A 25,161-nucleotide genomic window follows, 5' to 3' on the forward strand; every position below is an offset into this window, starting at 1 on the left:
GAAGCGCCGGGTCCGCGGACCCGGCGCTTCGCCGTGCGGTCAGCCGCCCCCGCCGCCCGAGGGCTGCGTGTAGTCGGTGTCGGTGTCGAACGCGGCGGGGCGGTCCAGGTCGGGTTCGACCAGGGTCGCGCCGCGCTCGCCGACCATGATGCGGACGGGGAAGCCGGGCAGCGGCACGCGGTCGGAGTCGGTGGCCATCGCGGCCCGGAACGTGCGGGTCTCCCCGCCGAGGGCGTAGCGGATCGTCGCGTCGAACTGGGGGCGGCCCGCGATCCACTCGCGCTTGAAGTCGAGCGAGTCGACCTCGCCGGTGAAGCGCCTGCCGGTCTCGCGGAGCCGGACGATCTGGCGCTGGCGGCGCCGGGCCCGGAAGAAGGCGAACGGGAGCCACGCCAGGACGCCGACGAAAGCCGCCAGGGCCACGGCGGTGAACATCAGAGCGATCGTGGCGTCCGGGCGCTCCCAGGAGGGCGTGTCGGGCGGCAGGGACGCGGCGTAGTCGGCGATCATCCGCAGGTGGACGACCCCGGCGACGAGAAAGCCCGCGGCCGCCACGGCGACGGAGAGGCCGAAGCCGATCGACTGCTGCCCGAAGCGCCGCTTCGACGCGCCGTAGAACCACGGCGTGGCGACCATCAGGCCGACGACGCCCAGGAAGGAGAGCGCGAGCCACCACCAGGACCGCGCCGGTCCGTCGATCGCGGGGGCGGTGTAACCGCCGCCGAGGATCCGCGGGAGGCCCGCGAACGCCAGGCCCGTCCACGTGGCGCAGGTCAGCACCGCGCCGACGGCGAGTCCGGGCGTGAACCTCCCGATCCGCTCGCCGGGCGCGATCGTCGTGATCTTCGACCCGCGGTCGGTCGTCGAGAACACCGGTCCCTCGGACCACCATTCGTCATGCGGCTGTTGCTCGTCCATGCGGTCCAAGGTTAAGGCCGGGCCGCAAGCGGCCGGAGCGTCGATCCGAGCCGTGATACGGTTCTGTATCCGAGTACAGGACTGTATCTGAATGGAGGGGCCGTGGCGGGACGGCTGAGCCGCGAGGAGAGCCGCACGCAGACCAGGGAGCGGCTGCTCGCGGCCGCGGAGGCGCTGTTCGTGGAGCGCGGCGTGGGCGGCGCGTCCGTGGAGCAGATCGCCGAGCGGGCCGGGTTCAGCCGCGGCGCGTTCTACGGCAACTTCGAGGGCAAGCACGAGCTGGTGCTCGCACTCCTGGAGCGGCGCACCGAGCGCGAGCTCGAGGAGGTCTCGGCGCTGGGCGAGGGCGCCTCGTCCTTCGCCGAGGTGCTGGAGCGCCTGCGCGGCTTCCACCGCCGCCGCGCCGAGCACCTCGAGCACTGGTACGCGATGCGCGCCGAGCTGCTGCTGTACGCCCTGCGGCACCCGGAGGCGCGCCCGCGGCTGGCCCGGCGGGAGTACCTGGCGCGCCGGGCCCTGGCCGAGGGCGTCGCCGAGGCCCTGTCGCGGCACGGGGCCGCTCCCCCGGCCGACCCCGCGTTCCTCGGCCTGATCGTCCACGCGCTGGAGGACGGCCTGACCGTCCAGCGGCTCATCGCCCCCGACGGGGTGGGCGGCGAGGCGGCGGTCGACGCGTTCGAACTGCTCCTGAAGACCTGGGCCGCTTCCGCATCGAAGGAGACGACATGACCGTTCCGGTCAACCGGCAGTGGATTCTGACCGCGCGCCCGCGGGGCCCGGTCGACGAGGGCTGCTTCGAGCTGCGCACCGGCCCCGTGCCCGAGCCCGGGCCGGGCGAGGCCCTGGTGCGGGTGGTGTGGCTCGGGTTCGACCCGACGCAGCGCGGCTGGCTCAACGAGGGCGACAACTACCTCGACCCGGTGCCCCTCGGCGAGGTCATGCGCGGCAGCGGCGTCGGCAGGGTCGTCGCCTCCCGCAATCCCGGACTCGCGGTGGGCGACTGGGTCGCGGGCATGGTCGGCTGGCAGGACTACGCGATCGCCGCCGAGGACGGCCTCTTCGGACTCAACCGCGTGCCGGACGGGGTGGACCCCAAGGCGATGCTCGGCGTCTTCGGCTCGACCGGGCTGACCGCCTACTTCGGCATGGTCGACATAGGACGGCCGCGCGAGGGCGAGACGGTGTTCGTCACGGGCGCGGCCGGGGCCACCGGCTCCGTCGCGGGCCAGATCGCCAAGCTGCTGGGGTGCAAGGTGATCGGCTCGGCGGGCGGGCCCGCGAAGTGCGAGTGGGCCGTCGGGACCGCCGGGTTCGACGCCTGCGTCGACTACCGCTCCGAGGACCTGGAGGCGCGCCTGCGGGAGCTCGCGCCCGGGGGCCTCGACGTGGTCTTCGACGGCGTCGGCGGGGCCGTCCTCGACGCGGCGCTGGCGAACCTGGCGCTGCGCGCCCGGGTCGTGGTGGTCGGCGGGATCTCCTCGGGCTACGACGGCGGCGAGCCGCCGCCCGGGCCGCGGAACTACCTCCGGCTGGGGATCAGGCGGGCCCGCATGGAGGGCTTCGTCTTCCTCGACTACCTGGAGCGCTTCCCCGAGGCGTTCGGGCGGCTCGGCGAGTGGGTCGGCAGCGGTCGGCTGGTCTACGCCGAGGACGTCCGCGAGGGGCTGGAGCGGGCGCCCGCGGTGCTGCGGGGCCTGTTCGAGGGCGGCAACCTCGGCAAGCAGCTGCTGCGCGTCGCCGACCCCGAGGCGGTCGGCGCCGCTTGAGAAGCGGCCCCCGGAGGACCCCGCCCCCGCCGCTTTCGGTCTAATCTGGAGGCTTCCGGCAGCTTCGAGAGTGGAGTCCCCCCATGAGAGCCGTGATCCAGGACCGGTACGGAACCGCCGAGGTCATCGGGGTCGACGACGTCCCCAGACCGGTCCCGGCGGACGACGAGGTCCTGATCGAGGTCCGCGCCGCCTCCCTCAACGGCTCGGACCGCGAGAACCTCGCGGGGAGCCCCTTCTACGCGCGCCTGAACGGGCTGCGGCGCCCGCGCAACCCCGTGCCCGGCTCGGACGTCGCCGGGGTCGTCGCGGCGGCGGGGCGGTCGGTCACCGAGTACGCCGAGGGCGACGAGGTGTTCGGGGAGCTGGCCGGGTACCGGGGCGGGCTCGCGGAGTACGTCGCGACCCCGCCGCGGCTGCTGGCCCGCAAGCCGCCGTCGCTGTCCTTCGCGGAGGCCGCCGCGATCCCGCAGGCGGGGTGCATCGCCTACCGGGCGACGCGGGGCGTGCGCCCCGGCGACCGGGTGCTGGTCAACGGCGCGGGAGGCGCGGGCGGGTCGCTCGTCGTCGCGCTCGCCAAGCACCTCGGCGCCGCGGTGACGGCCGTCGACCGCGCCGACAAGGCGGACCACCTGCGGGGCGCGGGCGCCGACGACGTGGTCGACTTCGCGTCCGAGGACTGGGCGGACCACCGCGACCGCTACGACCGGATCGTGGACCTCGTGGCGCACCGCTCGCCGTACCGGGTGCACCGGGCGCTGCGCGCGGGCGGGTCGTACCTCATGGTCGGGGGGCGCACGCGGATGCTGCTGGCGACGGCCGCCGCGGGGTGGTCGGCCGGCGGCTCCGGCAAGCGCGTCAAGGTGCTGGTGGTGCCGCAGTCGCGCGCCGACCTGGAGGCGGTCGCGGCGCTGGTGGTCGACGGCGCGGTCGCGCCCGTGCTCGACCGGGCCTACTCGCTGGAGCAGGCCCCGGCGGCCTTCGCGCGGCTGGCCGCCGAGGACCACTTGGGGAAGATCGTCGTCCACGTGCCGTAGCTCGGAGGACGCCCACCGGACCGGCACTGGGCCGCCGGTCCGGTGAGCCCGGTGGGGCGGCCTAGAGCCAGGACCAGCCGTCGGGGTCGGTCGAGCCGTCGGCGGACCAGATGTAGGCCCAGGTGTCGGGGTTCGCCGAGGCCTCGGCGGACCAGATGACGAGCCAGGTGTCGGGGTCGGTCGAGGCCGTGCCGGTATTCAGCCAGGACCAGCCGTCGGGGTCCGTCGCGGCCGTGTCGGTGCTGAGCCAGGACCAGCCGTCCGTTTCGGAGGCCGATGCCGCCGAGGCGAGGCCGAGCGCGGCCATGGCGCCGGCCGCCGCCGCGACGCCCGTGCGGACGAGGAGCTGCTTCGTGGTCATGAATCCTCCGTTGCGTCTGCCGCGCTCGCGCCATAAGGGACCGAGCACGGGTTCGATGCTTCCTCTGCGGAGGTTATGCGCGGATCAGAAGGGCCGCAATCGAAGACAAGCGGTTCACAAGGGGACGGCAATCGGACGGGTCCGTCGGCTCCGGCGGAAGCGGCGGCTGCACCAGGGCGCGAGCTGGGCGACGCCCCAGGGGACCTCCAGGGCGAGCAGCGCCCACAGCAGCTCCGGTCCGCCGTGCGCGAGCGCGTAGGCGAACCAGGCCGAGAACAGCAGCCGGGCCGCGCCGTCGAAGAGGCCGTGGACCCGCTGCGGCCGGACGAGCCGCAGCAGCGCCCAGACGGTGACCACCGAGCCCATGAGGTTGGCGTACAGCAGCTGCGTCGGGTTCGCCTCGTGGAGGGGGCTGAGGCCGAGCGCCCCGCTGGCGGCGTTCGCGGCCCCGTGGAGGAGCGCGTACGTCCACGGGGTCGCGAAGCCGATCGTGACCGCGAGGTCGTACCAGGCGCTCGAGCGCACGAGCCGGAGGTAGGCGGGGCTGTCGGACTCGGCGGCGGGGCGGGGGCGGGGCGGCGACTCGATCACGGGGGACTCCGTTCGTGCGGGTGGCGGGACGGCCTACCGTAAACAGTGGAGTGCGCTCCAGGGTCAAGTCGAGGAATGCGGGGAGGGGCCGTGCGCATCGGAGAGCTGTCGGAGCGGTCGGGTCTGAGCAGGGACGCCATCAGGTTCTACGAGAAGGTGGGGTTGGTCGAATCACACCGCTCCCCCAACGGCTACCGGGACTTCCCGCCGGAGGCGCCGGCGTGGCTCGCCTATGTGCGGACCGCGCAGCGGCTCGGGTTCACGCTGGCCGAGATCGCCGGGCACGGCAGGGCGCTGCGCGAGGCGCCCGACTCGGCCGAGGCGCTGTCGGCGCTGTTCGCCGAGAAGATCGCGATCGTGGACGCGAAGATGGCCGAGCTCGCCGCGCTGCGGTCGGAGCTGGCCGAGCGCGCCGGGACCGGCTGCCCCCTCCGGCCGGACGGGGCCGGGCGGCCGGGAGGGGCCCGCGCCTGAGATCCGCCGCAACGGATCCCAGGCGAGGAGCGCTAGCAGCCGAAGTCGAGTTCCACCGGCGAACCGGAGGCGACGAAGCCGAAGACCTCGCGGCTCTGGCCCGCCTCGATGCGGGCGTTCCAGCCCGCGTCCGAGGCGGTCACCGTGGAACCGGACTGCGACCACTCGGCGTTCCAGGCGCTCTCGATCCGCTGCCCGCCGGGCCAGGTCCAGTCCACGTTCCAGCCGTCGACGGCCTGGCTTCCGGCGGTGAGGGTGACGGTGCCCTGCCAGCCCGAGCCCCACTCGTTGGTCACCTCGACGCGGCCCTGGCAGGCGCCGGTGCCGCCGTCGTCCCCGCCGCCGTCGTCACCGCCGCCTTGGCCGGTCACGAAGGTGGTGATGCTGCGGGCGGGGAGGGAGGCGGTGAAGGAGCCGTTCGCGACGCCGATCGCGTTCTGGGCCTGGAGGTTCCGGCTCGCGTCGGTCAGCCAGGGGGACACGCTGGAGGCGGTGTGGTCCCTGATCGTGAACTGCTGCTGCACGGTCGAGGCGCCCTTGTTGACCGCCACGATGACCACTTCGGAACCGGATTTGAACGCCGAGGTGTACAGGTTCGACTGCGGGTTCTTCGTGGCCTCGATCCGCTTGTCGCCGGGGCGGACGAACTTGGAGAAGTGCGCCATGTTCGCCCCGCGCTTGCTCATCTGGCCGTCCTCGCGCATCGGGCCGTAGCTGCGGCGGATGTACCACCAGATGTAGGCCTGGAACTGGCCGTCGACCAGGGCCCGGTGGACGTGCTCGCCGACGTCGAGGGCCTGGGGCCACAGGTCGCCCGAGTCGGAGCTGTTCGGGTAGTAGACCTCGGTCATCCACAGCTCCTTGCCCGCGCCGCGCTGCTGGAAGAGCGGGTAGGGGAAGTCGGCGGGCTGCGTGCCGTAGAGGTGGGCGCCCAGGACGTCCGTGTTCGCGAGCGCCTGCGCGTCGTTCAGGATCGGGTCGGACATGTTCTTGCGGTACTGGAAGGACTCCGGGGCGATGACCCTGGTGCCGATCGAGCCGGCGTTCTCCTTGAGGAACCGCACGATCTCGGCGGCGGTCCACGCCGTCCAGTCGTGCGCGTAGTCGGGCTCGTTCTGCACCGAGATCGCGTACAGGTCGACCCCGTTGCCGGCCATGAAGTCGTTGAAGTCGTTCAGGTGCTGCGCGTAGGCGGCGTACTGGTCGTAGCGCAGGCGCCTGCCGCCCGAGAAGGTCTCGGTCATGGAGGCGGGCGGGTTCCACGGCGAGGCGATGACCTTGGCACCGTGCTCGATCGCGCGCCGGGCGGTGGCGACCTCGCCGCTCCAGGCGTTCCGGTCCTCGTGGACGGGGATGCGCAGGATCGAGAAGCCGAGCTGCCCGGCGCCGTTGCCGAACGCCGTGTCGCGCTGGGCGGCGGTCAGGTCCGAGATCCAGGCGGTGTGGTTCATGCCGCCGAAGCCCTGGATGGTCTGGCGTTCCGCGGCGGGGTCGACGACCACCGCGGTCTGGGCGGCGGCGGGGGTCGCGACGGCGAGGACCGGCAGGGCCCCCAGCGTCAGCAGCGACCGGCGGCGCAGCCGCGCCGATCGGTCCTCGGGTTCGTTGCGTTGCGAAGTCATGGTCCGTCCTCGTCGTGTAGCCGGTCCGATGGAGGCGCACCACGGACCGGGAGGCACGGCGGCCTTCCGGCACGTCCGCTCGGTGCTGGGACGAGCGGCACCCCATCGCATCGATATTGATCGATTCAAGCAGTGTCGCAGAAACGATCGGCGAAGGCAAGGACCGTTTCGTGGAGTCGACTCCGCGTCGGCGCGACACCGATCGCTTGTGGTGTCAGGGCCGAAATCCTGGGGCAGTCGGCTCGGCGTCGGCGCGGCACCGATCCCGTGGGATACGCCCTGCGCGGTTTCGGGTCGGCGTCACGCGGGCGGGGCGGTGCTGCCGCGGACGACCAGCGTCGTCATCAGCTCGATGCGGGACTGGGCGACCGCCTCGCCTTCGGCCAGGGCGAGGACGAGGCCCGCGGCGGTCGCGCCGAGCTCCCGGAAGGGCTGGTGCACGGTGGTCAGGGGCGGCCCCGTCCACCGGGCGTGCGAGATGTCGTCGAAGCCGACCACCGAGAGGTCCGCCGGGATGCGGAGCCCGGCCAGCCGGGCGGCCTCGTAGACGCCGAAGGCCTGGAGGTCGTTGCCGCAGAGCACGGCGGTCGGCGGGTCGGGCAGGCGCAGGAGCTCCCGCCCGAACTCGAGGCCGTCCTCGAAGGAGAAGTCCGCGCCGCTGCGGACGAGGGCGTCGCCGATCGGCGCCCCCGCGGCGGCCGCGGCGGCGCGGGCGCCTTCGAGCCGCTGCGCCGCGCTGATCCGCTCCAGCGGCCCGGTGACCACCGCGATCCGCCGGTGCCCCAGCTCCAGCACGTGCCGGGCCGCGGCGACCCCGCCGTGCCGGTTGGCGGAGGCGACCGAGGGGACCGGGTGCAGCGACTCGCCGACCGGGTCCAGGACCACCATCGGCATCCCGCCCGCGCTGAGCAGGCCGTGCTGCTCGGGCGTGAACCCCATGTGGGCGATTACCACGCCGGTGGGGCGGCCGGCCAGCAGGTGCTCGGCCCAGCCGAGGCCCGCGGACTCCTCCTCCTGCACGTCGGTGAAGCCGACCGAGAGGCCGTGCTCGACGGCGACGCGCTTGGCGCCCCGCATGATCTCGACGGCCGGGTACCCCTGCATGCCGTAGAAGACCAGCTCGACGCAGGCGGCCCGGGCGACCCTGTCGGGGCGCTGGTAGCCCTCGTCGCGCAGGAGCCGCTGGACCCGCCGCCGGGTCTCGGGCGCGACCCCCGCGCGCCCGTTGAGCACCTTCGAGACCGTGGGGGCCGAGACCCCGGCGAGCCGCGCGATCGCGGCCATCGTCAACCGGCCGCCGTCACGGCCGGGAGGCGGGGACGGCGGGGATCCGTCTCCTGTGGAGCCGTCCGGGCGGCGCGGGGCGGGCGCCCGGCGCCGGGCCGCGGCCTCGCCGAGCAGCCGGTCGCGCACGCGCTCGGCCTCCCGCTCGGCCCCGGGTCCGGCGGGGACCGTCTCGACCAGGTACCGGCGCTTGCGGGTGCCGGGGTCGATCCCGAGGTACACGCGCACCCGCAGCGACCCGCTCGGGAGCCGCTCGATCTCACCGCGCGCCCGCCGCGGCCCGCCACTGCTCGACATGGAGCCACGGTAGCAGCACCGGGTTCGGGAACCGAGGGACATATGGCTCCATGAACGGCTCCACGGAGCGATCCGGTACGCGCCCAGCCGAGAGTGGCGGAGGCGGGGGTGGGTCGTTGACAAAATTGAAACGTTTTAATAGACTCGCGCCGACCGTCCGCCTTCCTCGAAGCGCCCCGCCCGCCACCTCCGATAGGCCCGCACATGACCAAGCGACAGCTCCCCCGCCCCAAGGACCTCCTGCCCCTGGTGCGCTTCAAGAAGCCCGACTTCAACGGCAAGCGGCGGCGTCTGCGCGCGGCGCTGACGATCGAGGACCTGCGGCGGATCGCCGAGCGGCGCACCCCGCGGGCCGCGTTCGACTACACCGAGGGCGCCGCCGAGGGCGAGCTGTCGCTCCGGCGGGCCCGCCAGGCGTTCCAGGACATCGAGTTCCACCCCGCGATCCTGCGCGACGTGTCGGCGGTGGACACCGGCTGGGACGTGCTCGGGAAGCGGTCCGCGCTGCCGTTCGGCATCGCGCCCACCGGGTTCACGCGGATGATGCACACCGAGGGCGAGACCGCCGGGGCCGGGGCCGCCGCGGCCGCGGGCATCCCGTTCGCGCTCTCCACCATGGGCACCACGCCGATCGAGGACGTCGCCGCCGCGGGCGGACCCTCCGGGCGCCACTGGTTCCAGCTGTACATGTGGAAGGACCGCGACCGCTCGATGGCGCTCGTGGAGCGGGCGGCGGCGGCCGGGTTCGACACGCTCCTGGTCACCGTGGACGTGCCGGTGGCCGGGGCGCGGCTGCGCGACAGGCGCAACGGGTTCGCGATCCCGCCGGCGATCACCGCGAAGACCTTCTTCAACATGGCCGCCCGGCCGCACTGGTGGTTCGACATGCTCACCACCGAGCCGCTCTCGTTCGCCTCGCTGAGCCGCTGGTCGGGCACCGTGGCCGAACTGCTCGACACCATGTTCGACCCCACCGTGGACTACGAGGACCTCGCGTGGATCAAGGAGCAGTGGCCCGGGAGGCTCGTCGTCAAGGGCGTCCAGACCGTCGCCGACGCCAAGCGCTGCGCCGACCTCGGCGTGGACGCCGTGACGCTGTCCAACCACGGCGGGCGCCAGCTCGACCGCGCCCCGGTGCCGTTCCACCTGCTCCCCCAGGTCGTCAAGGAGGTCGGGGACGACATCGAGGTGCACCTGGACACCGGCATCATGTCCGGCGCCGACATCGTGGCGGCCGTGGCCCTCGGCGCGCGGTTCACGATGATCGGCCGGGCGTACCTGTACGGGCTCATGGCCGGGGGCCGCGACGGCGTCGACCGCGCCGTCGCGATCCTCCGCGAGGAGGTCGAGCGGACCATGCGGCTCCTCGGCGTCGCGGGCCTCGAGGAGCTCGAGCCCGGGCACGTCACCCAGCTGCGGCGGCTGGTGCCGCTGGACGCCTGACCGCCAGGGACATCACCGCGGCGAGCGCGCACAGCGCCCCGGCGGTGAACCACGCCGGGTCGTAGTCCCCGGTGACGTCCCTGACGAAGCCCGCGGCCCAGGCGATGAGGGCCGCGCCGAGCTGGTGGGAGGCGAGGACCCAGCCGAAGACGACCGCGCCGTCCTCGCCGAAGTGCTCGCGGCACAGCGCGATCGTCGGCGGCACGGTCGCCACCCAGTCGAGGCCGTAGAAGACGATGAAGAACAGCATCGGCGGCCGGACGTCCCCGGCGAACAGCGTCGGCAGGGCGAGCAGCGAGAGGCCGCGGAGCGCGTAGTAGACCGCGAGGAGGCGCCGGGGGTCGAACCGGTCGGTGAGCCAGCCGGAGAAGATCGTCCCGACCAGGTCGACGAAGCCGATGACGGCCAGGAGCGACGCGGCCGCGGTGAGCGGCATCCCGTGGTCGTGGGCGGCCGGGACGAAGTGGGCGCCCACGAGGCCGTTCGTGGAGGCGCCGCAGATCGCGAAGGTGCCCGCGAGGAGCCAGAACGCGCGGGAGCCGCTGGCCTCCCAGAGGCTGCGGAGGGTGCGGCGCACCGCGCCCGACCGGGGCGGCGCGGGCGTGACGTAGTCCGGTCCGGCGCCGTAGGGCCGCAGTCCGGCGTCCTCGGGGCGGTCGCGGACCACGAGCAGGACGAGCGGGACCATGGCGAGCGCGGTGAGGGAGACCAGGACGGTGGCGGCGCGCCAGCCGGGTCCCTCGACGAGGAGGCCGACCAGCGGGAGGAACACGAGCTGCCCGGCGGCCGAGCCGGCGGTGAGGATGCCGCTGACGAGGCCGCGGCGGGCGATGAACCACCGGTTGGTGATGGTCGCGACGAACGCCATGGCCATCGACCCGGTACCGACGCCGACGATGAGGCCCCAGCACAGGACGAGCTGCCAGGAGGCGGTCATGAAGACCGTGACGCCGCTGCCGGCGGCGATGAGGGCGAGGGCGCCGGCGACGACGCGGCGGATGCCGTAGCGCTCCTGGAGCGCGGAGGCGAAGGGCGAGAAGAGGCCGTAGAGCAGGATGTTCACGGCGATCGCGGCGGAGATGGTGCCGTGGGACCAGCCGAACTCGCGGTGGAGCGGCTCGATGAAGACGCTCGGGGTGGCGCGGAAGGCGGCGGCGCCGACGAGGGCGGTGAAGCTGACGGCGGCGACCCACCAGGCGGGGTGGACGCGCCTGGCGGGCCGGTGCTGCCGTCGGGGGGCGTCTGGGGCGGCGATGGTCATGGGTACAGCTTCGCGGTCCGGCACGGCGGCGGCCAGTGGCCCGCAGGCCAATATGTGCGAGGATCGGGCCATGACGGTTTTTCGGCATCCCGGGCGGCACCGCGTCGCCGTGTTCGCCCGCCACGGCCTCCTGCCGGTGGAGCTCGGCATCCCGCACCGGGTGTTCGGCACCGCGAGGTCGGGGGGCGAGCCGCTGTACGAGGTGGTGACGTGCGCGGTGGAGGCGGGCGAGGTGCGCACGGACGCGGACGTGACGGTCAACGTGCCGCACGGGCCGGAGGCGCTGGCCGAGGCGGACACGGTCGTGGTGCCGTCGGCGCACGAGCCGGACGCGTCGTGGACGGACGGGCGGCTGTCCGAGGCGGTCGCGGACGCGCTGGCGCTCGTCCGCCCGGGGACGCGGATCGCGTCGATCTGCACCGGCTCGTTCGTGCTGGCGGCGGCCGGGCTGCTCGACGGGCGGCGGGCGACGACCCACTGGGACGCGGCCGAGCGGTTCCGGCGGCTCTATCCGAAGGTGCGGCTGGAGCCGGAGGTGCTGTACACGGACGAGGGGGGCGTGCTGACGTCGGCGGGCGTGGCCTCCGGGTTCGACCTGTGCCTGCACATGACCAGAGTGGACTTCGGGGTGGCCGTGGCGAACCGGGTGGCGCGCCGGGCGGTCGTGCCGCCGCACCGCGACGGCGGCCAGGCCCAGTACATCGAACGCCCGGTCCCCGAGCTCGGGGCCGCGACCGGCCGGGCCCGGGAGTGGGCCCTGGCGCGGCTCCACGAGCCGCTGACGCTGCGGCAGCTGGCCGAGTGCGAGTCGATGAGCGTGCGGACCTTCACGCGCCGGTTCAGGGAGGAGGTCGGCACCTCGCCGCAGCGCTGGCTGCTGCACCAGCGCCTGGAGCGGGCCCGGCACCTGCTGGAGCGCAGCGGCGCCTCGGTGGACCAGGTGGCCGCCGACGCCGGGTTCGGCTCGGCCGCGTCGCTGCGGCTGCATTTCCAAGCGGCCCTTGGGGTGTCGCCGAGCGCGTACCGGCGGACGTTCGCGGGGGCGGCGCAGGGGCGCTGAGGCCCCGGCCGCCTGCGGCGGCCGGGGCGTCGTTCGGGCGTCAGGCGCGGACGAAGCGCAGCAGCGCCTCGTTCACCTCGGCGGCGTGGGTCCACAGCAGGCCGTGCGGGGCCCCTTCGACCTCGACGTACTCGGCCTCGGGGACGGCCTGGTGGAAGCGGCGGCCCGTCGCGTCGATGGGCAGGATGTTGTCCTCGGTGCCGTGCAGGATGAGCACGGGCTTCCCGGCGTCCCGCACGGCGGCCACGTCCTCGCGGAAGTCCTCGATCCAGGAGGACACCACCGCGTGGGCGGCGACGGGCGCCGAGGCGGTGGCCGTGTTCCAGTTGGCGGTCACGACCTCCTGGGAGATGCGGGAGCCGAGCGTCTTGTCCAGGTTGTAGAAGTCCTGGTAGAACTGGGTGAACCAGGCGTACCGGTCCTTGTAGGCGGCCTGCTCGATGCCGTCGAAGACCTCTTGCGGGACGCCTTCGGGGTTGTCGTCGCGCCGGACGAGGAAGGGCTCCAGCGAGGCGAGGAACGCGAGCTTGGCGACGCGCTCGTGGCCGTGGTTCTTGACGTACCGGGCGAGCTCGCCGGTGCCCATGGAGAAGCCGACGAGGATGACGTCGCGCAGGTCGAGCTCCTTGAGGAGCGTGTCGAGGTCGGCGGCGAAGGTGTCGTAGTCGTAGCCTGAGCCGACCTTGCTCGACTGGCCGAAGCCGCGGCGGTCGTAGGTGATGACGCGGTGCCCGGCGGCGATCAGCTCACGGGCCTGGAGCTCCCAGCTGTGCCCGTCGAGCGGGTAGCCGTGGATGAGGACGACCGGCTGCCCGGCGCCGTGGTCCTCGTAGTAGAGCTCGATGGGGGCGCTGTTCTCGGCGCCGACGTTGATGGTGGCCATGGTCGTGTCCCAACCCTCTCTCCGGAGAACGATCGTTCTCTCCCTGTGCAGACTACGATAGAGAACGACCGTTCTCATTGCAAGGGGTTGCATTATGATCGACGCCACCGAAGCCCGCGAGCGGGTGGTCGAGGCCGCCGACCGGCTCTTCTACGCCCGCGGCGTCCAGGCCGTGGGCATGGACGCCGTTCGCGCGGAGGCGGGCGTGTCGCTCAAGCGCATCTACGCCCTCTTCCCGTCCAAGGACGACCTCGTCGTGGCCGTCCTCCACGGGCGCCGCGCCCAGTGGAACGCCGGGATCGCCGCCAGCGCCGCGGACGCCGCGAGCGCCCGCGACCGGATCCTGGCGATCTTCGACTTCCTCGACGCGTGGTTCCGCCGGCCCGACTTCCACGGCTGCGCGTTCATCAACGTCTTCGGCGAGCTGAGCGGCGGCGCCCCCGGCGTCGCGAGGGTCGTCCGCGAGCAGAAGGAGGCATTCGGCGAGTACGTGGCCCAGCTCGTGCGCGACGCGGGGGCCCCGGACTCGCTCGCGCCGCAGATCGCGATCCTCGCCGAGGGGGCCCAGACGACGGCCGCGATCGGGGACGACCCCGAAGCCGCCGCGCAGGCCCGCGCGGCGGCCGCGACGCTCATCGACGCGGCCCTCGCCGCCTGAGACGGCGCGTGCGCCGCCCGGGTCCGGGCGGCGCACGCGGTGGCGGTCAGGGATCGGTCAGGAGCGGGAGGCGGCGTCCTGGACTTCGCCGATGAGCTCCTCCACGATGTCCTCCAGGAAGAGGACGCCGGTGGTCGAGCCGTCCGCGCCGGTCACGCGGGCGACGTGGGCGCCCTCGGCGCGGATGCGCGCCAGGCCGTCCTCGAGCTCGGCGGCGCCGGCCACGACCGGGAGGTCCCGGAGGCGGTCGGCGGGGATCGGCCGGTCGAGCGAGTCGGCGTCGGTCAGGTCGAGCACGTCCTTCAGGTGCAGGTACGAGCGCGGCGTCCCCTCGGCGTCGTCGATGACGTACCGGGAGAAGCCGCTCTGCGAGACCGCCTCCTGCACCTCGCGGGGCGTGGTGCTCTGCGGCAGCAGGACGAGCTGGCCGATCGGGACCTCGACGTCGGCGACGGTCTTCTCGGTGAACTCGAACGCGGCCGTCAGGGTGCCGGAGTCGTCCACGAGGGTGCCCTCGCGGGTCGACTCCTCGACGATGGTCGCGACCTCGTCGATGGTGTAGGCGCTCTGGGCCTCGTCCTTGGGTTCGACGCGGAACAGCCGCAGCACGCCGTTGGCGACGGCGTTCAGCGACCAGATGAGCGGCCTGACGACCCGCGAGACGAACACCAGCGGCGGCGCCAGGATGAGCGCCGCCCGGTCGGGGACCGAGAACGCGGTGTTCTTCGGGACCATCTCGCCGAACACGACGTGCAGGAACGTCACCAGCAGCAGCGCCACGACGAACGCGATGCCGCTGACCGCGCCCGGCGTGAGGCCGGTCCACCCCAGCGGGTACTCCAGGAGGTGGTGGATGGCCGGTTCGGACACGTTGAGGATCACCAGCGAGCACACGGTGATGCCCAACTGGCTCGTCGCGAGCATGAGCGTGGCGTGCTCCATGGCCCACAGGGTCGTCTTGGCCGCGCGGCTGCCCGCGGCGGCGCGCGGCTCGATCTGCGAGCGGCGCGCGGAGATGACGGCGAACTCGGCACCCACGAAGAACGCGTTGGCGACCAGGAGGACCACCAGCCACACCAGTCCGGGAAGGTACTCGCTCATCGGCCGGCCTCCTGCTCGAACGTCTCGAGGATGCGCTCGCGGGTCCCGCCGAAGGCGGGGTCGGTCGCGGGGTCGTCGGGCACGTAGCGCAGGCGGTCGATGCGGGACCCGCTCAGCCGCTCCACGCGGAGCACCCCGTTCTCCAGGCGCACCTCCTCGCCGGGGGCGGGGATGCGCTCGAGCACGTCGAGGACGTACCCGGCGACGGTGTCGTACTCCTCCCCCTCGGGGATGCGCACGCCCGCGCGGTTCCACAGCTCGTCCGGCCGCAGCCGCCCGCTGACCAGGACCGACTCGCCCTGCTTGACGACGAGGGGCTGCTGGAGCTGGTCGTGCTCGTCCTGGACCTCGCCGAGCAGCTCCTCCACGAGGTCCTCGAGGGTGACGATGCCGGCGGTGCCGCCGTGCTCGTCGATGACGACGCCGATCTGGTAGCCGCGGCCGCGGAGCGTGCCGAGCAGCGACCCGACGCCGGCGGTCTCGGGGACCTTCAGCGGCTCGGACATCAGCTCGGTGACGGGCACGTCGGCGCGCCGGTCGAACTCGATGCCGTAGGCGGTCTTGACGTGCGCGACGCCGATGACGTCGTCGACGTCCTCGCCGAGCACGGGGAACCGGGAGTGCCCGGTCCGGGCCGACTCGGCGATCACGTCGGCCGCGGTCGCGTCGCGGTCCAGGGTCACCGCCCGCACGCGCGGGGTCATGACCTCGGCGGCGGTGTGGGTGGAGAACGTCAGGGTGCGGTGCAGCATCGCCGCCTCGTCCCGGTCGAGCGAGCCCTCGGTGGCCGAGCGCCGGATCAGGAAGCTGAGCTCCTCGGCGCTGCGCGCCCCGGAGAGCTCCTCCTTCGGGTCGATGCCCATCGACCGGATGACCCGGTTCGCCGTCCCGTTGAACAGCAGGATGATCGGCTTGAACACGAAGGTGAACCCGATCTGGAACGGGACCACGAGCTTGGCGGTCGCCAGCGGGACCGCGAGCGCGAAGTTCTTCGGCACGAGTTCGCCGAGGATCATCGAGAACAGCGTCGCGAGGAGGACGCCGATGACGGCCCCGATCGCGCCGACCGCGGACTCGGCGACGCCCAGGCCGATCAGCGGTTCGCGCAGGAGCGAGCTGATGGCCGGTTCGAACGTGTAACCGGCGAGGAGGGTGGTGAGGGTGATGCCCAGCTGGGCGCTGGACAGGTGGGTGGAGGTCACCTTCAGCGCTTTGATGGTCGGGCTCAGGCCCTTCTCGCCGCGCGAGCGGCGGCGCTCCAGTTCCGGCCGGTCGAGATTGACCAGCGCGAACTCGGAGGCGACGAACAGTCCGGTGCCGACGGTCAGCACGACCCCGGCGAGGATGCCCCAGACTTCCGTGCTCAACGCTCACCTCGCTGCGACGCGGCGGGAACCGGCGTTGGCCGCCCCGAGGTGAGCCAGGGTTTATGACTAGGAGAATCGTCCATGCCGACGAGCATAGCGGCGCGGCGCCGGTTCGGCCCCGGGGACGGTGGCGTGTCACATCGTCCGGGGCCGGCGCGGGCCCGCGGGGGCGCCCCACGGCGCCCCGGGGCCCGCGCCGGGGCGGCTACCGGGCGGCGCGGTCGGCCAGGCGGCTGAAGATCTCGACGATGTCGGGGCGGTAGAAGGGCCCGACGTGGGGCGCGGCCACGGAGATCACCTCGGTCGGGTTGTCCGGGGTGAGGCGGTCGGCCTCGGCGATGAACCGGTCCTGGAGCGCGGGCGGGATGAGGCGGTCCTCGGTGAGGCGGACGTAGGTGCGGGGGATGCGGCCCCACCGGTCGGCCTCCACGGTGAACTCCGAGGTCGGGATGGCGACGGGCTCGTCGGGCTGGAACAGGTTGAGCAGCCTGAGGAACTCCTCGTCGCCGAGGCCGCCCGCGAGGCAGTCGCGGATGCCGTCGAGCAGCGCGGGGTCGGCGGTGCGCCAGTTGACGCGGGCCACGCCGAGCTCGGCGGGGTCGCCCGCGAGGGCCGCGGTGACCTTGTGGACCAGGCTGCCGGCGTTCTCGGGCTCGGCCATGTAGGCGTTCATGCTCGGCAGGTCGACGCAGCAGTACGCGCCGATGTAGACGATGCGGTCGACGAGCTCGGGGACGGCGTTGCCGACGCGGCTGAGGGTGACGCCGCCCTGGCTGGAGCCGACGAGGACGACCGGGCCGTGCTCGGCGGCGCGGCGCACGACTTCGACGGTGTGCTCGGCGTAGTCCTCGGCGGTGTGCGCGGCGAGCGGGGAGGGCTCCTTCGCCAGGGCGGCGAGGTCCTGCGGCGCCTGGTAGGCGCGCGGGAAGAACCCGTCGATCCCGTGTCCGGGGAGGTCGACGGCCACGGTGCGGTGGCCGCGCAGGGCCAGTTCGCCCGTGAGGCCGACCCAGCTGAGCGAGGAGACGTGGGTGCCGTGGACGAGCACGATCGTGGGAGTGGCGGTCATGTGGATCCTGCCTTTCTCGGAGGGCCGGTCTCCGGTCGTTCGCGGAATCGGAACGCCCGGAGGCTTCGGATGCGGCCCTTGCTTCATCGGTTGTGGACGGACGGTGCGGCGGGGCGCCACATCGGGTAGAGCGGCGGGGCGCCGCGGAGGCGCACGGGCTCGCCGAGGTCGGCGAAGCCGTGGCGGAGGTAGAAGGCGCGGCTGCGCGGCGAGCCGGCCTCGAGGTAGGCGCCGACGCCGTCGCGGTCGGCCTGGTCGAGCCGGTGGCGCAGCAGGGCCGCGCCGAGGCCGCCGCCCTGGCGCGCGGCGGCGACGCCCATGGCGGCCAGGTACAGGTGAGGCGCGTCGACGGGATGGCGCCGCGCGAGCGCCTCGCCGACGGCGTTGAGCCGGGCGAGGCCCGGGTCCTCGACATCGGCGGGGCCGGGTTCGCCGTGGAGGCGCTCGCCGGATCCCAGGTCCAGCCAGATCGCGGCGGCGTCGCCGAAGAGGTGGGCTTCGGCCCCGGGGTGGCCGAGGAGCGCCCGGTAGAACCCGGCCTGGAGGCCGATGCGGCCGGAGGGCTCGGGGAAGACCCAGCGCGTGAACGGGTCGTCCTGGAAGGCGTCGGTGAGGACGTCGATGACGACGTCGCTGCTCGCGGGACCGACCCTCCAGACCGGTGCGTACGGTGTATCAGCTGTCATGCGTACATCGTATCCAGCTCAATGCACTGTCATACAAGGGAAAAGAGCGATACGTGTACTAGTGCGGTCTTGAGTGATCTAGTACGATGAGCGAGCGGCCGCACGGCGCCGCGCACCCGAGATCGGAGGCCTCATGCCGACCGCAGCGTCCCCTGAACCGCCGTACCGGCAGATCGCGGCCGAGATCCGCTCCGGCATCGCCGCGGGCGACCTGCGCCCGGGCGACCGGGTGCCGTCGGTGCGGCAGATCGCCCGGCGGTGGGGCGTCGCGGTCGCCACCGCGAACCGCGTCATGGCCGTGCTGCGGGACGAAGGGCTCGTGGAGACGAGGGTCGGCGCGGGCACCGTCGTCAGCAGCGGCGACGAGGCCCGGGAGGCGCCGGTCGCGGTGCGCGCCCCGCGGCGCGCCGCGCGGTCGGCGCGGCCCGGGCTGCTCCCGCCGCCGCTGACGGCGGCGCGGATCCGGCGGACCGCCGTCGCCGTCGCCGACCGCGAGGGCCTGGAGTCGGTCACCATGCGCCGGATCGCCGCCGAGCTCGGCGTCGGCCCCATGTCGCTGTACCGGCACGTGGCGACCAAGGAGGCGCTGGTCGCGCAGATGGTCGAGGAGGTCGTGGGCCCGAACGACCTGCCCGACCCGGGCCCCGAGGGGTGGCGGGCCAAGCTCGAGCTGATGGCGCGGCTGCAGTGGCGGCTGGCCCGGCGGCACCTGTGGCTCGCCCGGGCCGTCTCGTTCACGCGGCCGCTGCTGGTCCCGAGCCTGGCCGCGCACACCGAGTGGGCGCTCCGGGCGCTCGACGGCCTGGGATTGTCGCCGCGCACGCGCTTCCACGAGGCGCTGACGCTCCACGCGATCGTCACCACCGCCGCGCTGTCCATGGCCGACGAGATCGAGGCCGAGCAGGAGAGCGGCGTGACCCTCGACCGGTGGCGGCAGGCGCGGCGCGAGCAGACGGCCGCGCTGCTCGACGGCGGCCGGTTCCCGCTGCTGGCGGCGGTCCCGGAGGACGCCGTCGCCGACCTGGACGGCCGGTTCGAGTACGCCTTGGCGCGGCACCTCGACGGGGTCGCCGTCATGCTCGGCGAGGCACCGCGGTGACGCCCGCCCACGCCCGGCGGGGACGCGCGGGCTTCAGCCGCGCGGCGGGCCGGATCACTTCGCGGCGCGGCTCGGTCCTCCCCGCTCGAGGAGCGGTTCGACGGCGGGGGCGCCCATGCGCCCGCCGCGCTGGTCCACGGTGGTGAGTGAGACGCCCGGGCGCCGGGCGGTCTCGATGTCGCCGTGGCGGGCGAACGGCGGTCGGACGGTCGGGGCCGCAGTGGAACGGCGCGGCCGGAAGGAGCGGCGGGGAGGCGGTGTGTTCGACTATCGGTTCGGGAAAGAGCCGAATAGAAGGAACGCCCATGTCCACGCCTGATCCCAATATCCGCATGTCCGACGCCGAGCGCGAGGCCGTCATCGGCCGCCTCCACGCCGCCACCCAGGAGGGCCGCCTCGGCCTCGACGAGTTCGCCGAGCGCTCCCGCCAGGTCTACGAGGCCCGGACCTTCGCCGAGGTCCAGCGGCTGCTCGCCGATCTTCCCGACGACCCCGGGGCCCTCGCGATCGTGAACGCGCCCAAGGACGCGGCCGCGCCCCAGCTGCGGCTGACCCCCGCCCACAGCCATGCGAAGCGGCAGGGGCCCTGGACCGTTCCGCAGCGGATCTTCGTCGCGCCCAGGCACGGTTCGGTCCGGCTCGACTGCCGCGAGGCCAGGTTCGCCGGCCGCGAGATCGAGGTGGAGATGAACCTCGTGCACTCGTCCCTGGTGATCATCCTCCCCCGGGGCGCCTCGGCGGTGGACGACGGCGTCGAGCTGCACGGCGGCCGGGTCAACAACGGCTGCCACGACGAGGGCGGGCCCAAGATCCGCCTCTCGGGCCGCACGAGGTACGGCTCGGCCACGGTCCGGTACGAGCGCCGCTTCCTGTGGTGGCGCTGGTAGGAGCTTAGGGGCCCGTCCCCGCACGCTGCGGATCCGCGAACGGGCCCTAGGGGGTTGAGAGCGGCGGCCCTCGTCGCGTACAGTTTTGACCATGCGGTCAAATTTTCGCACGAGTGGTCAGTCCGAGCTGACCGTCACCGAAGCGGCCCGCCGGGCGCAGATCCTGCGGCACACCATCGACGTGGTCGCCGAGCGCGGCTACGCGGGCGCCTCCCTCAACCGCATCGCCGAGCACACCGGCATCAGCAAGGGCCTGATCTCCTACCACTTCAAGGGGAAGGCCGCCTTGCTCGAAGCCCTCGTGACCGACGTCTTCCAGCGCGGCGGCGAGTTCGTGCTGGAGGGATGGGCCGCCGAACTGAGCCCCGAGTCGTCCCCGCGCACCATGCTGCGGGCCTACCTGGAGGGGAACCTCGCGTTCATCGCCTCCCACGCGCGCGACGTCGGCGCGATCGTGGAGGTGATCAGGAACCACCGGGACGCCGAGGGGCGCCTGGTGTTCGGCAACGTCTGGACCGAGGACCTCTACGGCGACCTCATCCAGATCTTCGAGGCCGGGCAGGCCGCCGGCGAGTTCCGGCGGTTCGACCCGCGCGTCATGGCGATCGCGGTCCGCCGCGTCGTCGACGGCTTCACCTTCCAGGTCATGGGCTCCCCCGATGTCGACGCCGCGGCGTTCACCGCCGAGGTCGTCGCCCTGTTCGATCACGCCACCACACCCATGGAGCGATCATGAACACCACCACCACGATCGGCGCACCTGTGGCCGCGCCACCCGCGACGCGGCTGCACTACCTCGACAACCTGCGGGTCTACCTGACGTTCCTCGTGGTCGCGCACCACGTGGCGATCGTCTACGGCAACATCCCCGCCTGGCCCAACTGGGAGGGGCCGGGGGAACCGGCGGCGGGGCTCCCGCTGGACGCGTTCGTCATGGTCAACCAGCTCTACTTCATGGGCTTCTTCTTCCTCCTGTCCGGGCACTTCGCGCCCGGGTCGATCGACCGCCGGGGCGGTCGGACCTTCGCGCTGGAGCGGCTGCGGCGGCTCGGGATCCCGTTCCTGGCGTTCGTGGTCCTGCTGCGGCCGCTCTACACGCTGCCGACCTACCTGGGCCTGGAGGACCGGCCTCCTTACTGGCGGTTCTACTTCACCGAGACGAACAACGGTCCGATGTGGTTCCTCGAGGTGCTGCTGGCGTTCTCGCTGCTGTACGCGTGGTTCCGGTCGCGCCGGCCGGAGGCGCCGGAGCCGGTGGAGCCCGCGCCCCTGCGGGCCTGGCAGATCCTGGTCTTCGCCCTGGCGCTCGCGGCCGTGTCGTGGGTGTGGCGGATGGGCGTGCCGCTCGTGGGGTACGTGCCGATCCTGGGGCTGCCGAGCGCGGCCTACATGCCGCAGTACGCGGCGCTGTTCGTGATCGGCCTCCTCGCCTACCGGCGCGGCTGGTTCCGGGCGCTGCCGAAGCGCGCGGCGCTGCTCGGCGCCGGGTTCATCGCCGGTTCGCTGGTGCCGATGGCGCTGGGCGGGTACGCGGTGCTGGACTTCGAGAACCCGCCGCCCGGCACCGACCTCGCCCACCTGGGCTTCGCGCTGTGCGACTCGCTGTTCGCCATGGGCGCGATCCTGCTGCTGCTGGGCGTGTTCCAGCGGTGGTTCAACGGATCGGGGCCCCTCGGCCGGTTCCTGTCGGCGAACGCGTACGCGGTGTACCTGCTGCACGCCCCGATCATCGTGGGCGTCGTGGCGGTGCTGGGGCCGGTGGAGCTGGCGCCGGTGCTGAAGTTCGCGCTCGGGTTCGCCATCGCGGCCCCGCTCAGCTGGCTCGCCGCCGCGGCGATCCGCAAGGTGAAGGCCGTGCGCGCGGTGCTGTGACCGCGGGCCGGTGCGGCGGGCCGCCGTGGCGTGGTGCCACGGCGGCCCGCCGCACCTCGCGCAAGATATAACAGCTCTGTTACTGTTGAGGGATGCACCAGCCCTCCGCCGTCGGGCTCGGCACCCGGCTCCGACAGCTCATCGCCCACCTCGACCGCGCCGTCGACGAGGCCTACGCCGAGATCGGCCTGACGTACCGGGCCGCGTTCACACCGGTCACGCGGGCGCTCCTGGCCGCCGACTCGATGTCGGTCCGCGAGATCGCCGCCGCGGCCGGGGCGACCCACTCGGCGGCCAGCCAGACGGTCGCGCAGATGCGGCGCGCCGGACTCGTCGAGGACGCTCCGGGCCCCGACGGCCGCGAGCGCCGCGTGCGGCTGAGCGACCTCGCCCGGCTCCAGCTCCCGGTCGTCGAGGAGCAGTGGGCCCGCACCGACGCCGCCGCCGCGGCGCTGAGCCGCGAGATCGGCGTCGACCTCGGCGCGGCCGCCGCGCGCGCCCTCGACGTCCTCCGCGAGCGGCCGTTCCTCGGACCGGGCCCCGACCGGCCCCCGGTGCGGTGGATGGACCCGGCCGAGCAGGCGGCGGTCCTGGCGGGCCTCGCCGACCTCGTCGAACGCCACTTCGTGTTCGCGGACGCCGCCGCGGCGCACGCCGCCGAGATCCGCCGGTGGCCGGTGAGCGAGCCCGGCGTCTCGTCCGAGGCGTTCGCGCAGGGCCTCACCCAGGCCCTGCGCCGCCGCGACGGCCACTTCAAGGTCGCCCGGGACGAACCGGAGGCGGGGCCCGCCGCAGAGAAGGCGAGCGGGCCGTCCATGAGCCTGCGCCGCGAAGGCCGCACCGGCGTCCTCGACGTCGCGCTGCTCGCGGACGGGGACGACCCCGCCGACGCGGCCGAGGCCCGCGACCGCCTCGCAGGGCTCGCCGCGTGCGACGCCGCCGTGATCGACCTGCGCGGCGTCCCCGGCGGCTGGCCGTCGATGGTCGAGCTGCTAGCCGGGCCCTTCCTCGGACCGGAGCCGCGACCGCTCGTGACGTTCGTGTCCCGCGACCGCCCCGACATGCACTCGGCGAGCCGGCCCGATGCGCGCCTCGCGCGGCTCGCCTCCACGCCGCTGTGGCTGGTCGTGGACGGGCGCACCGCCTCGGCCGCGGAGAGCTTCGCGTACGCGCTCCAGTCCATCGGCCGCGCGACGGTCGTCGGCTCCCCCACCGCGGGCGCCGCGAACCCCGGCCGGTGGTTTCCGGGCCCGGACGGCTTCCGGATGTTCATCGCCACCGGGGCGCCGATCGACCCGCGCACGGGGACGAACTGGGAGGGCGTCGGCGTCCTGCCCGACGTCAGGACCGAGGGCGACGCCCTCGGCGCCGCGCTGCGCCTGGCCGAGGCCGGGGGCTGAGCCGCGGTCAGTCGGGCCGGACCTTCCTGGTGAAGATGTCGGCCAGGACCCGCAGGGCCATCACGGAGGCGATGAGCAGCAGGGACAGGCCGAAGAACTGGTAGAGCGTGAGGTCCTCGGTGAGGGCGGGGCCGTGCTCGTTGCCCAGCAGCATCACCGCCATCAGCCCCGAGGCGGCCGCGAGCACGGTCAGGAGCACCTGGTGGAGCCAGGCGGTGACCGTGCGGCGGTCCTCGGCCTTGGCGAACAGGCGGAAGTTGAAGCTGAGCCGGCCCGACTCGGCCGCGGTGAGGAGGCGGTCGAAGCGGCGCGGGAGCTTGCGCAGCACCGGCAGGAGGTCGGCGATCTCCTCGGCGACGAGGTCCTGGACGGCGGCGGGGCGCATCCGGCGCTCGGCGTAGCCCTGGCCGATGCCGCGGGCCTCGGCGATGAGGTCGAAGCCGGGGTCGATCGCGGTCAGGCAGCCCTCCAGGGTCGCCAGGGTCCGGAACACGGCCGCGAGCTCGGGCGGGATGACGATGCGGTACTTGGCGATGATGCGGAACAGCTCGGTGAACATCCGCAGGCCCGGGGCCGCGCCGGGCACGAGGTGGCGGGCCATGAACGAGCCGAGGGCCCGCTCGAAGCCGACCTGGTCGAGCTCGTCCGGCCGGGTCGAGACGCCGACCAGCGCGTCGGCCAGCGCGGGCCCGTCCTGGCGGTCGACGGCCTGGAGGATCGCCTCGAAGGAGGCGCGCAGCTCCCGGTCGAGGCGGCCGACCGAGCCGTAGTCGATGAGGCCGATCCGGTCGTCGTCGAGGAGCATCAGGTTGCCCGGGTGGGGGTCGGCGTGGAAGATGCCGTCGACCATGATCTCGTCGAACACCTCCCCCAGCAGCGCGGCGGCGACGTCGCGGCCCTCCAGGCCGCGGTCGGCCAGCGGGGCCGAGGCGAGCGGGACGCCGGGCAGGCGCTCCATGACCAGGACCCGCTCGTCCGAGAGGTCCGCGTGGGGCCGCGGGACGCGGACCTCGGACCGGCGCCGGTCGTGGGCGGCGGCGACCTGGGCGAGGTTGCGGGCCTCGACGGTGAAGTCGACCTCCTCGCGCAGCGCCTCGGCGAAGCCGTCGGCGAGCCCGAGCACGTCCATCGAGCGGCCCCAGGAGGTGTGGCGGTCCAGGCGGCGCGCGAGACGGCGGATGATGTCGAGGTCGCGCTCGACGGTGAGCTCGGCGCCGGGCCGCCGGACCTTGACGACGACGGGCTCCCCGCCGTGGAGGACGGCGGTGTGGACCTGCGCGATCGACGCCGCGGCGACCGGCTCGGCGTCGAAGCTCGCGAAGACCTCGCCGACCGGGGCGCCCGCGGCGGCCTCGACGAGCCGCACCGCGCTCTCGCCGGGGACGGGCGCGGCCTGGTCCTGGAGCTTGGACAGCTCCGCGATGTAGGCGGCGGGCAGAAGGTCGCGGCGGGTCGAGAGGATCTGGCCGAGCTTCACGAACGTGACGCCCGCGTCGTCGAGGGCGCGGCGCAGCGCCCGCGCCATCTCGGCGTCCTGCGCGGCCTGGCGGCGCCCGCGGAGCAGCCCGGTCAGCCCGTGGCGGCCCGCGATGGCGAGGATCTGGAGGTACCGGCGGGTGCGGCGCAGCCGGGCCCGCAGGCCCTTGAACCAGGTGCGCACGGGCGGCACCGCGCCGGTGGGGACGACGGCCTCCCAGATCACCAGCAGGACCATGGCGATCACCGGGGCGCACACGAACATGAGGATCCAGAGCGAGAGCACCGCCGGGACCTCGTCGGAGGTGGGCTCGCGGTTGCGGAACGGCTCGAGCAGCGCGGGCAGGAGCCCGTACTGGACCGAGGTGTAGCCGCACACGCTGACGACGAACAGGCGCCACAGCGTGTACCGGACGTCGAGCAGGCGGGTCGCGACGTACGCGACGGCCGCGGTGTTCACGGCGATGCCGAGCACCGTGATGATCAGCTCGGTCATGGGCGGCGGCCTTTCAGCGGGCGGAACGACGACGAGAGCACAGGCTACGCCGA

24 protein-coding genes are annotated in these 25,161 nt (G+C 73.7%); 12 read left to right on the top strand and 12 right to left on the bottom strand.

The window, feature by feature from the left end; genetic code table 11:
• Nucleotides 1-39 precede the first annotated feature (39 nt).
• Nucleotides 40-918: a hypothetical protein gene (locus tag LO763_RS17580; RefSeq protein WP_230786701.1), complete on the bottom strand. Its 879-nt coding sequence runs from the start codon at nucleotides 916-918 to the stop codon at nucleotides 40-42.
• 102 nt (nucleotides 919-1,020) lie between these two features.
• On the opposite strand from LO763_RS17580, the gene LO763_RS17585 reads away from it, so the two are divergent.
• From LO763_RS17585 to LO763_RS17595, 3 genes are all read left to right on the top strand, one after another.
• Entirely contained in the window at nucleotides 1,021-1,647 is a 627-nt protein-coding gene (locus LO763_RS17585) for a TetR/AcrR family transcriptional regulator (RefSeq protein WP_230786702.1), read from the top strand.
• Complete coding sequence (locus LO763_RS17590) at nucleotides 1,644-2,684, top strand: NADP-dependent oxidoreductase (protein ID WP_230786704.1); 1,041 nt, start codon at nucleotides 1,644-1,646, stop codon at nucleotides 2,682-2,684. Before LO763_RS17585 ends, LO763_RS17590 begins: the two co-directional genes overlap by 4 nt.
• Nucleotides 2,685-2,767: 83 nt before the next feature.
• Nucleotides 2,768-3,721, top strand: a complete 954-nt coding sequence (locus LO763_RS17595) for an NAD(P)-dependent alcohol dehydrogenase (protein ID WP_230786705.1) — start codon at nucleotides 2,768-2,770, stop codon at nucleotides 3,719-3,721.
• A 61-nt stretch (nucleotides 3,722-3,782) separates the two neighbouring features.
• Here the strand turns inward: LO763_RS17595 and LO763_RS17600 are convergent, their stop codons facing one another.
• Together LO763_RS17600 and LO763_RS17605 are read right to left on the bottom strand one after the other, a co-directional pair.
• On the bottom strand, nucleotides 3,783-4,082 hold the full coding sequence (locus tag LO763_RS17600) for a hypothetical protein (protein ID WP_230786707.1): 300 nt from the start codon (nucleotides 4,080-4,082) through the stop codon (nucleotides 3,783-3,785).
• Between the two features lie 114 nt (nucleotides 4,083-4,196).
• Nucleotides 4,197-4,673: a hypothetical protein gene (locus LO763_RS17605; protein WP_230786709.1), complete on the bottom strand. Its 477-nt coding sequence runs from the start codon at nucleotides 4,671-4,673 to the stop codon at nucleotides 4,197-4,199.
• 90 nt (nucleotides 4,674-4,763) lie between these two features.
• On the opposite strand from LO763_RS17605, the gene LO763_RS17610 reads away from it, so the two are divergent.
• On the top strand, nucleotides 4,764-5,147 hold the full coding sequence (locus LO763_RS17610) for a MerR family transcriptional regulator (RefSeq protein ID WP_230786710.1): 384 nt from the start codon (nucleotides 4,764-4,766) through the stop codon (nucleotides 5,145-5,147).
• 32 nt (nucleotides 5,148-5,179) lie between these two features.
• On the opposite strand, the gene xynC is transcribed toward LO763_RS17610, so the two are convergent.
• Both xynC and LO763_RS17625 read right to left on the bottom strand, forming a co-directional pair.
• Nucleotides 5,180-6,769 carry a glucuronoarabinoxylan endo-1,4-beta-xylanase XynC gene (xynC, locus tag LO763_RS17620; RefSeq protein WP_304608849.1) on the bottom strand — a complete coding sequence of 530 codons (1,590 nt, stop codon included), beginning with the start codon at nucleotides 6,767-6,769 and terminating at the stop codon, nucleotides 5,180-5,182.
• A gap of 300 nt (nucleotides 6,770-7,069) precedes the next feature.
• Nucleotides 7,070-8,053, bottom strand: a complete 984-nt coding sequence (locus LO763_RS17625; RefSeq protein ID WP_439650302.1) for a LacI family DNA-binding transcriptional regulator — start codon at nucleotides 8,051-8,053, stop codon at nucleotides 7,070-7,072.
• Between the two features lie 501 nt (nucleotides 8,054-8,554).
• Between LO763_RS17625 and LO763_RS17630 the strand changes: the two genes are divergently transcribed.
• Nucleotides 8,555-9,793, top strand: coding sequence for an alpha-hydroxy acid oxidase (locus tag LO763_RS17630; protein ID WP_230786717.1), 1,239 nt, complete (start codon nucleotides 8,555-8,557; stop codon nucleotides 9,791-9,793).
• Here LO763_RS17630 and LO763_RS17635 read toward each other — a convergent pair.
• Nucleotides 9,756-11,054 carry an MFS transporter gene (locus tag LO763_RS17635; RefSeq protein ID WP_230786719.1) on the bottom strand — a complete coding sequence of 433 codons (1,299 nt, stop codon included), beginning with the start codon at nucleotides 11,052-11,054 and terminating at the stop codon, nucleotides 9,756-9,758. The two genes, LO763_RS17630 and LO763_RS17635, sit on opposite strands and share 38 nt — an antisense overlap.
• 70 nt (nucleotides 11,055-11,124) lie before the next feature.
• Here LO763_RS17635 and LO763_RS17640 point away from each other — a divergent pair, with 70 nt between their 5' ends.
• Nucleotides 11,125-12,114 (top strand): GlxA family transcriptional regulator, encoded by a 990-nt coding sequence (locus tag LO763_RS17640; RefSeq protein WP_230786720.1) that lies wholly within the window; start codon nucleotides 11,125-11,127, stop codon nucleotides 12,112-12,114.
• Nucleotides 12,115-12,154: 40 nt separating this feature from the next.
• Here LO763_RS17640 and LO763_RS17645 read toward each other — a convergent pair whose 3' ends face one another.
• Nucleotides 12,155-12,997 carry an alpha/beta fold hydrolase gene (locus LO763_RS17645; RefSeq protein WP_230786722.1) on the bottom strand — a complete coding sequence of 281 codons (843 nt, stop codon included), beginning with the start codon at nucleotides 12,995-12,997 and terminating at the stop codon, nucleotides 12,155-12,157.
• A gap of 94 nt (nucleotides 12,998-13,091) precedes the next feature.
• Here LO763_RS17645 and LO763_RS17650 point away from each other — a divergent pair, with 94 nt between their 5' ends.
• Nucleotides 13,092-13,655, top strand: coding sequence for a TetR/AcrR family transcriptional regulator (locus LO763_RS17650; RefSeq protein ID WP_230786724.1), 564 nt, complete (start codon nucleotides 13,092-13,094; stop codon nucleotides 13,653-13,655).
• Nucleotides 13,656-13,712: 57 nt separating this feature from the next.
• Here LO763_RS17650 and LO763_RS17655 read toward each other — a convergent pair whose 3' ends face one another.
• The 4 genes from LO763_RS17655 to LO763_RS17670 form a co-directional block, all read right to left on the bottom strand.
• The gene (locus tag LO763_RS17655) at nucleotides 13,713-14,756 is read right to left on the bottom strand and encodes a hemolysin family protein (RefSeq protein WP_230786731.1); all 1,044 of its coding nucleotides are present in this window, start codon (nucleotides 14,754-14,756) and stop codon (nucleotides 13,713-13,715) included.
• Nucleotides 14,753-16,123: a hemolysin family protein gene (locus LO763_RS17660; RefSeq protein ID WP_230786732.1), complete on the bottom strand. Its 1,371-nt coding sequence runs from the start codon at nucleotides 16,121-16,123 to the stop codon at nucleotides 14,753-14,755. The genes LO763_RS17655 and LO763_RS17660 overlap by 4 nt, the downstream gene beginning before the upstream one ends.
• Nucleotides 16,124-16,328: 205 nt before the next feature.
• Nucleotides 16,329-17,192, bottom strand: coding sequence for an alpha/beta fold hydrolase (locus LO763_RS17665; protein WP_230786736.1), 864 nt, complete (start codon nucleotides 17,190-17,192; stop codon nucleotides 16,329-16,331).
• An 83-nt stretch (nucleotides 17,193-17,275) separates the two neighbouring features.
• Nucleotides 17,276-17,878: a GNAT family N-acetyltransferase gene (locus tag LO763_RS17670; protein ID WP_230786739.1), complete on the bottom strand. Its 603-nt coding sequence runs from the start codon at nucleotides 17,876-17,878 to the stop codon at nucleotides 17,276-17,278.
• A 133-nt stretch (nucleotides 17,879-18,011) separates the two neighbouring features.
• Here LO763_RS17670 and LO763_RS17675 point away from each other — a divergent pair, with 133 nt between their 5' ends.
• The 5 genes from LO763_RS17675 to LO763_RS17695 all read left to right on the top strand — a co-directional run bounded on the left by LO763_RS17675 (nucleotide 18,012) and on the right by LO763_RS17695 (nucleotide 23,136).
• Complete coding sequence (locus LO763_RS17675) at nucleotides 18,012-18,977, top strand: TetR/AcrR family transcriptional regulator C-terminal domain-containing protein (protein WP_230786741.1); 966 nt, start codon at nucleotides 18,012-18,014, stop codon at nucleotides 18,975-18,977.
• Nucleotides 18,978-19,282: 305 nt separating this feature from the next.
• A complete protein-coding gene (locus LO763_RS17680; RefSeq protein WP_230786743.1) occupies nucleotides 19,283-19,864 on the top strand; it encodes a DUF1707 SHOCT-like domain-containing protein in 582 nt (193 codons plus the stop codon).
• Between the two features lie 91 nt (nucleotides 19,865-19,955).
• Nucleotides 19,956-20,600, top strand: coding sequence for a TetR/AcrR family transcriptional regulator (locus LO763_RS17685; RefSeq protein WP_230786745.1), 645 nt, complete (start codon nucleotides 19,956-19,958; stop codon nucleotides 20,598-20,600).
• Nucleotides 20,597-21,736 (top strand): acyltransferase family protein, encoded by a 1,140-nt coding sequence (locus tag LO763_RS17690; protein ID WP_230786747.1) that lies wholly within the window; start codon nucleotides 20,597-20,599, stop codon nucleotides 21,734-21,736. The genes LO763_RS17685 and LO763_RS17690 overlap by 4 nt, the downstream gene beginning before the upstream one ends.
• 92 nt (nucleotides 21,737-21,828) lie before the next feature.
• Nucleotides 21,829-23,136 carry a S41 family peptidase gene (locus tag LO763_RS17695; RefSeq protein WP_230786752.1) on the top strand — a complete coding sequence of 436 codons (1,308 nt, stop codon included), beginning with the start codon at nucleotides 21,829-21,831 and terminating at the stop codon, nucleotides 23,134-23,136.
• Nucleotides 23,137-23,143: 7 nt separating this feature from the next.
• Here LO763_RS17695 and LO763_RS17700 read toward each other — a convergent pair whose 3' ends face one another.
• Nucleotides 23,144-25,108 carry an ABC1 kinase family protein gene (locus LO763_RS17700; RefSeq protein ID WP_230786754.1) on the bottom strand — a complete coding sequence of 655 codons (1,965 nt, stop codon included), beginning with the start codon at nucleotides 25,106-25,108 and terminating at the stop codon, nucleotides 23,144-23,146.
• Between the last annotated feature and the right edge of the window lie 53 nt (nucleotides 25,109-25,161).

It is taken from the genome of Glycomyces amatae, from assembly GCF_020991375.1.
Taxonomy (GTDB): Bacteria; Actinomycetota; Actinomycetes; order Mycobacteriales; family Micromonosporaceae; genus Glycomyces; species Glycomyces amatae.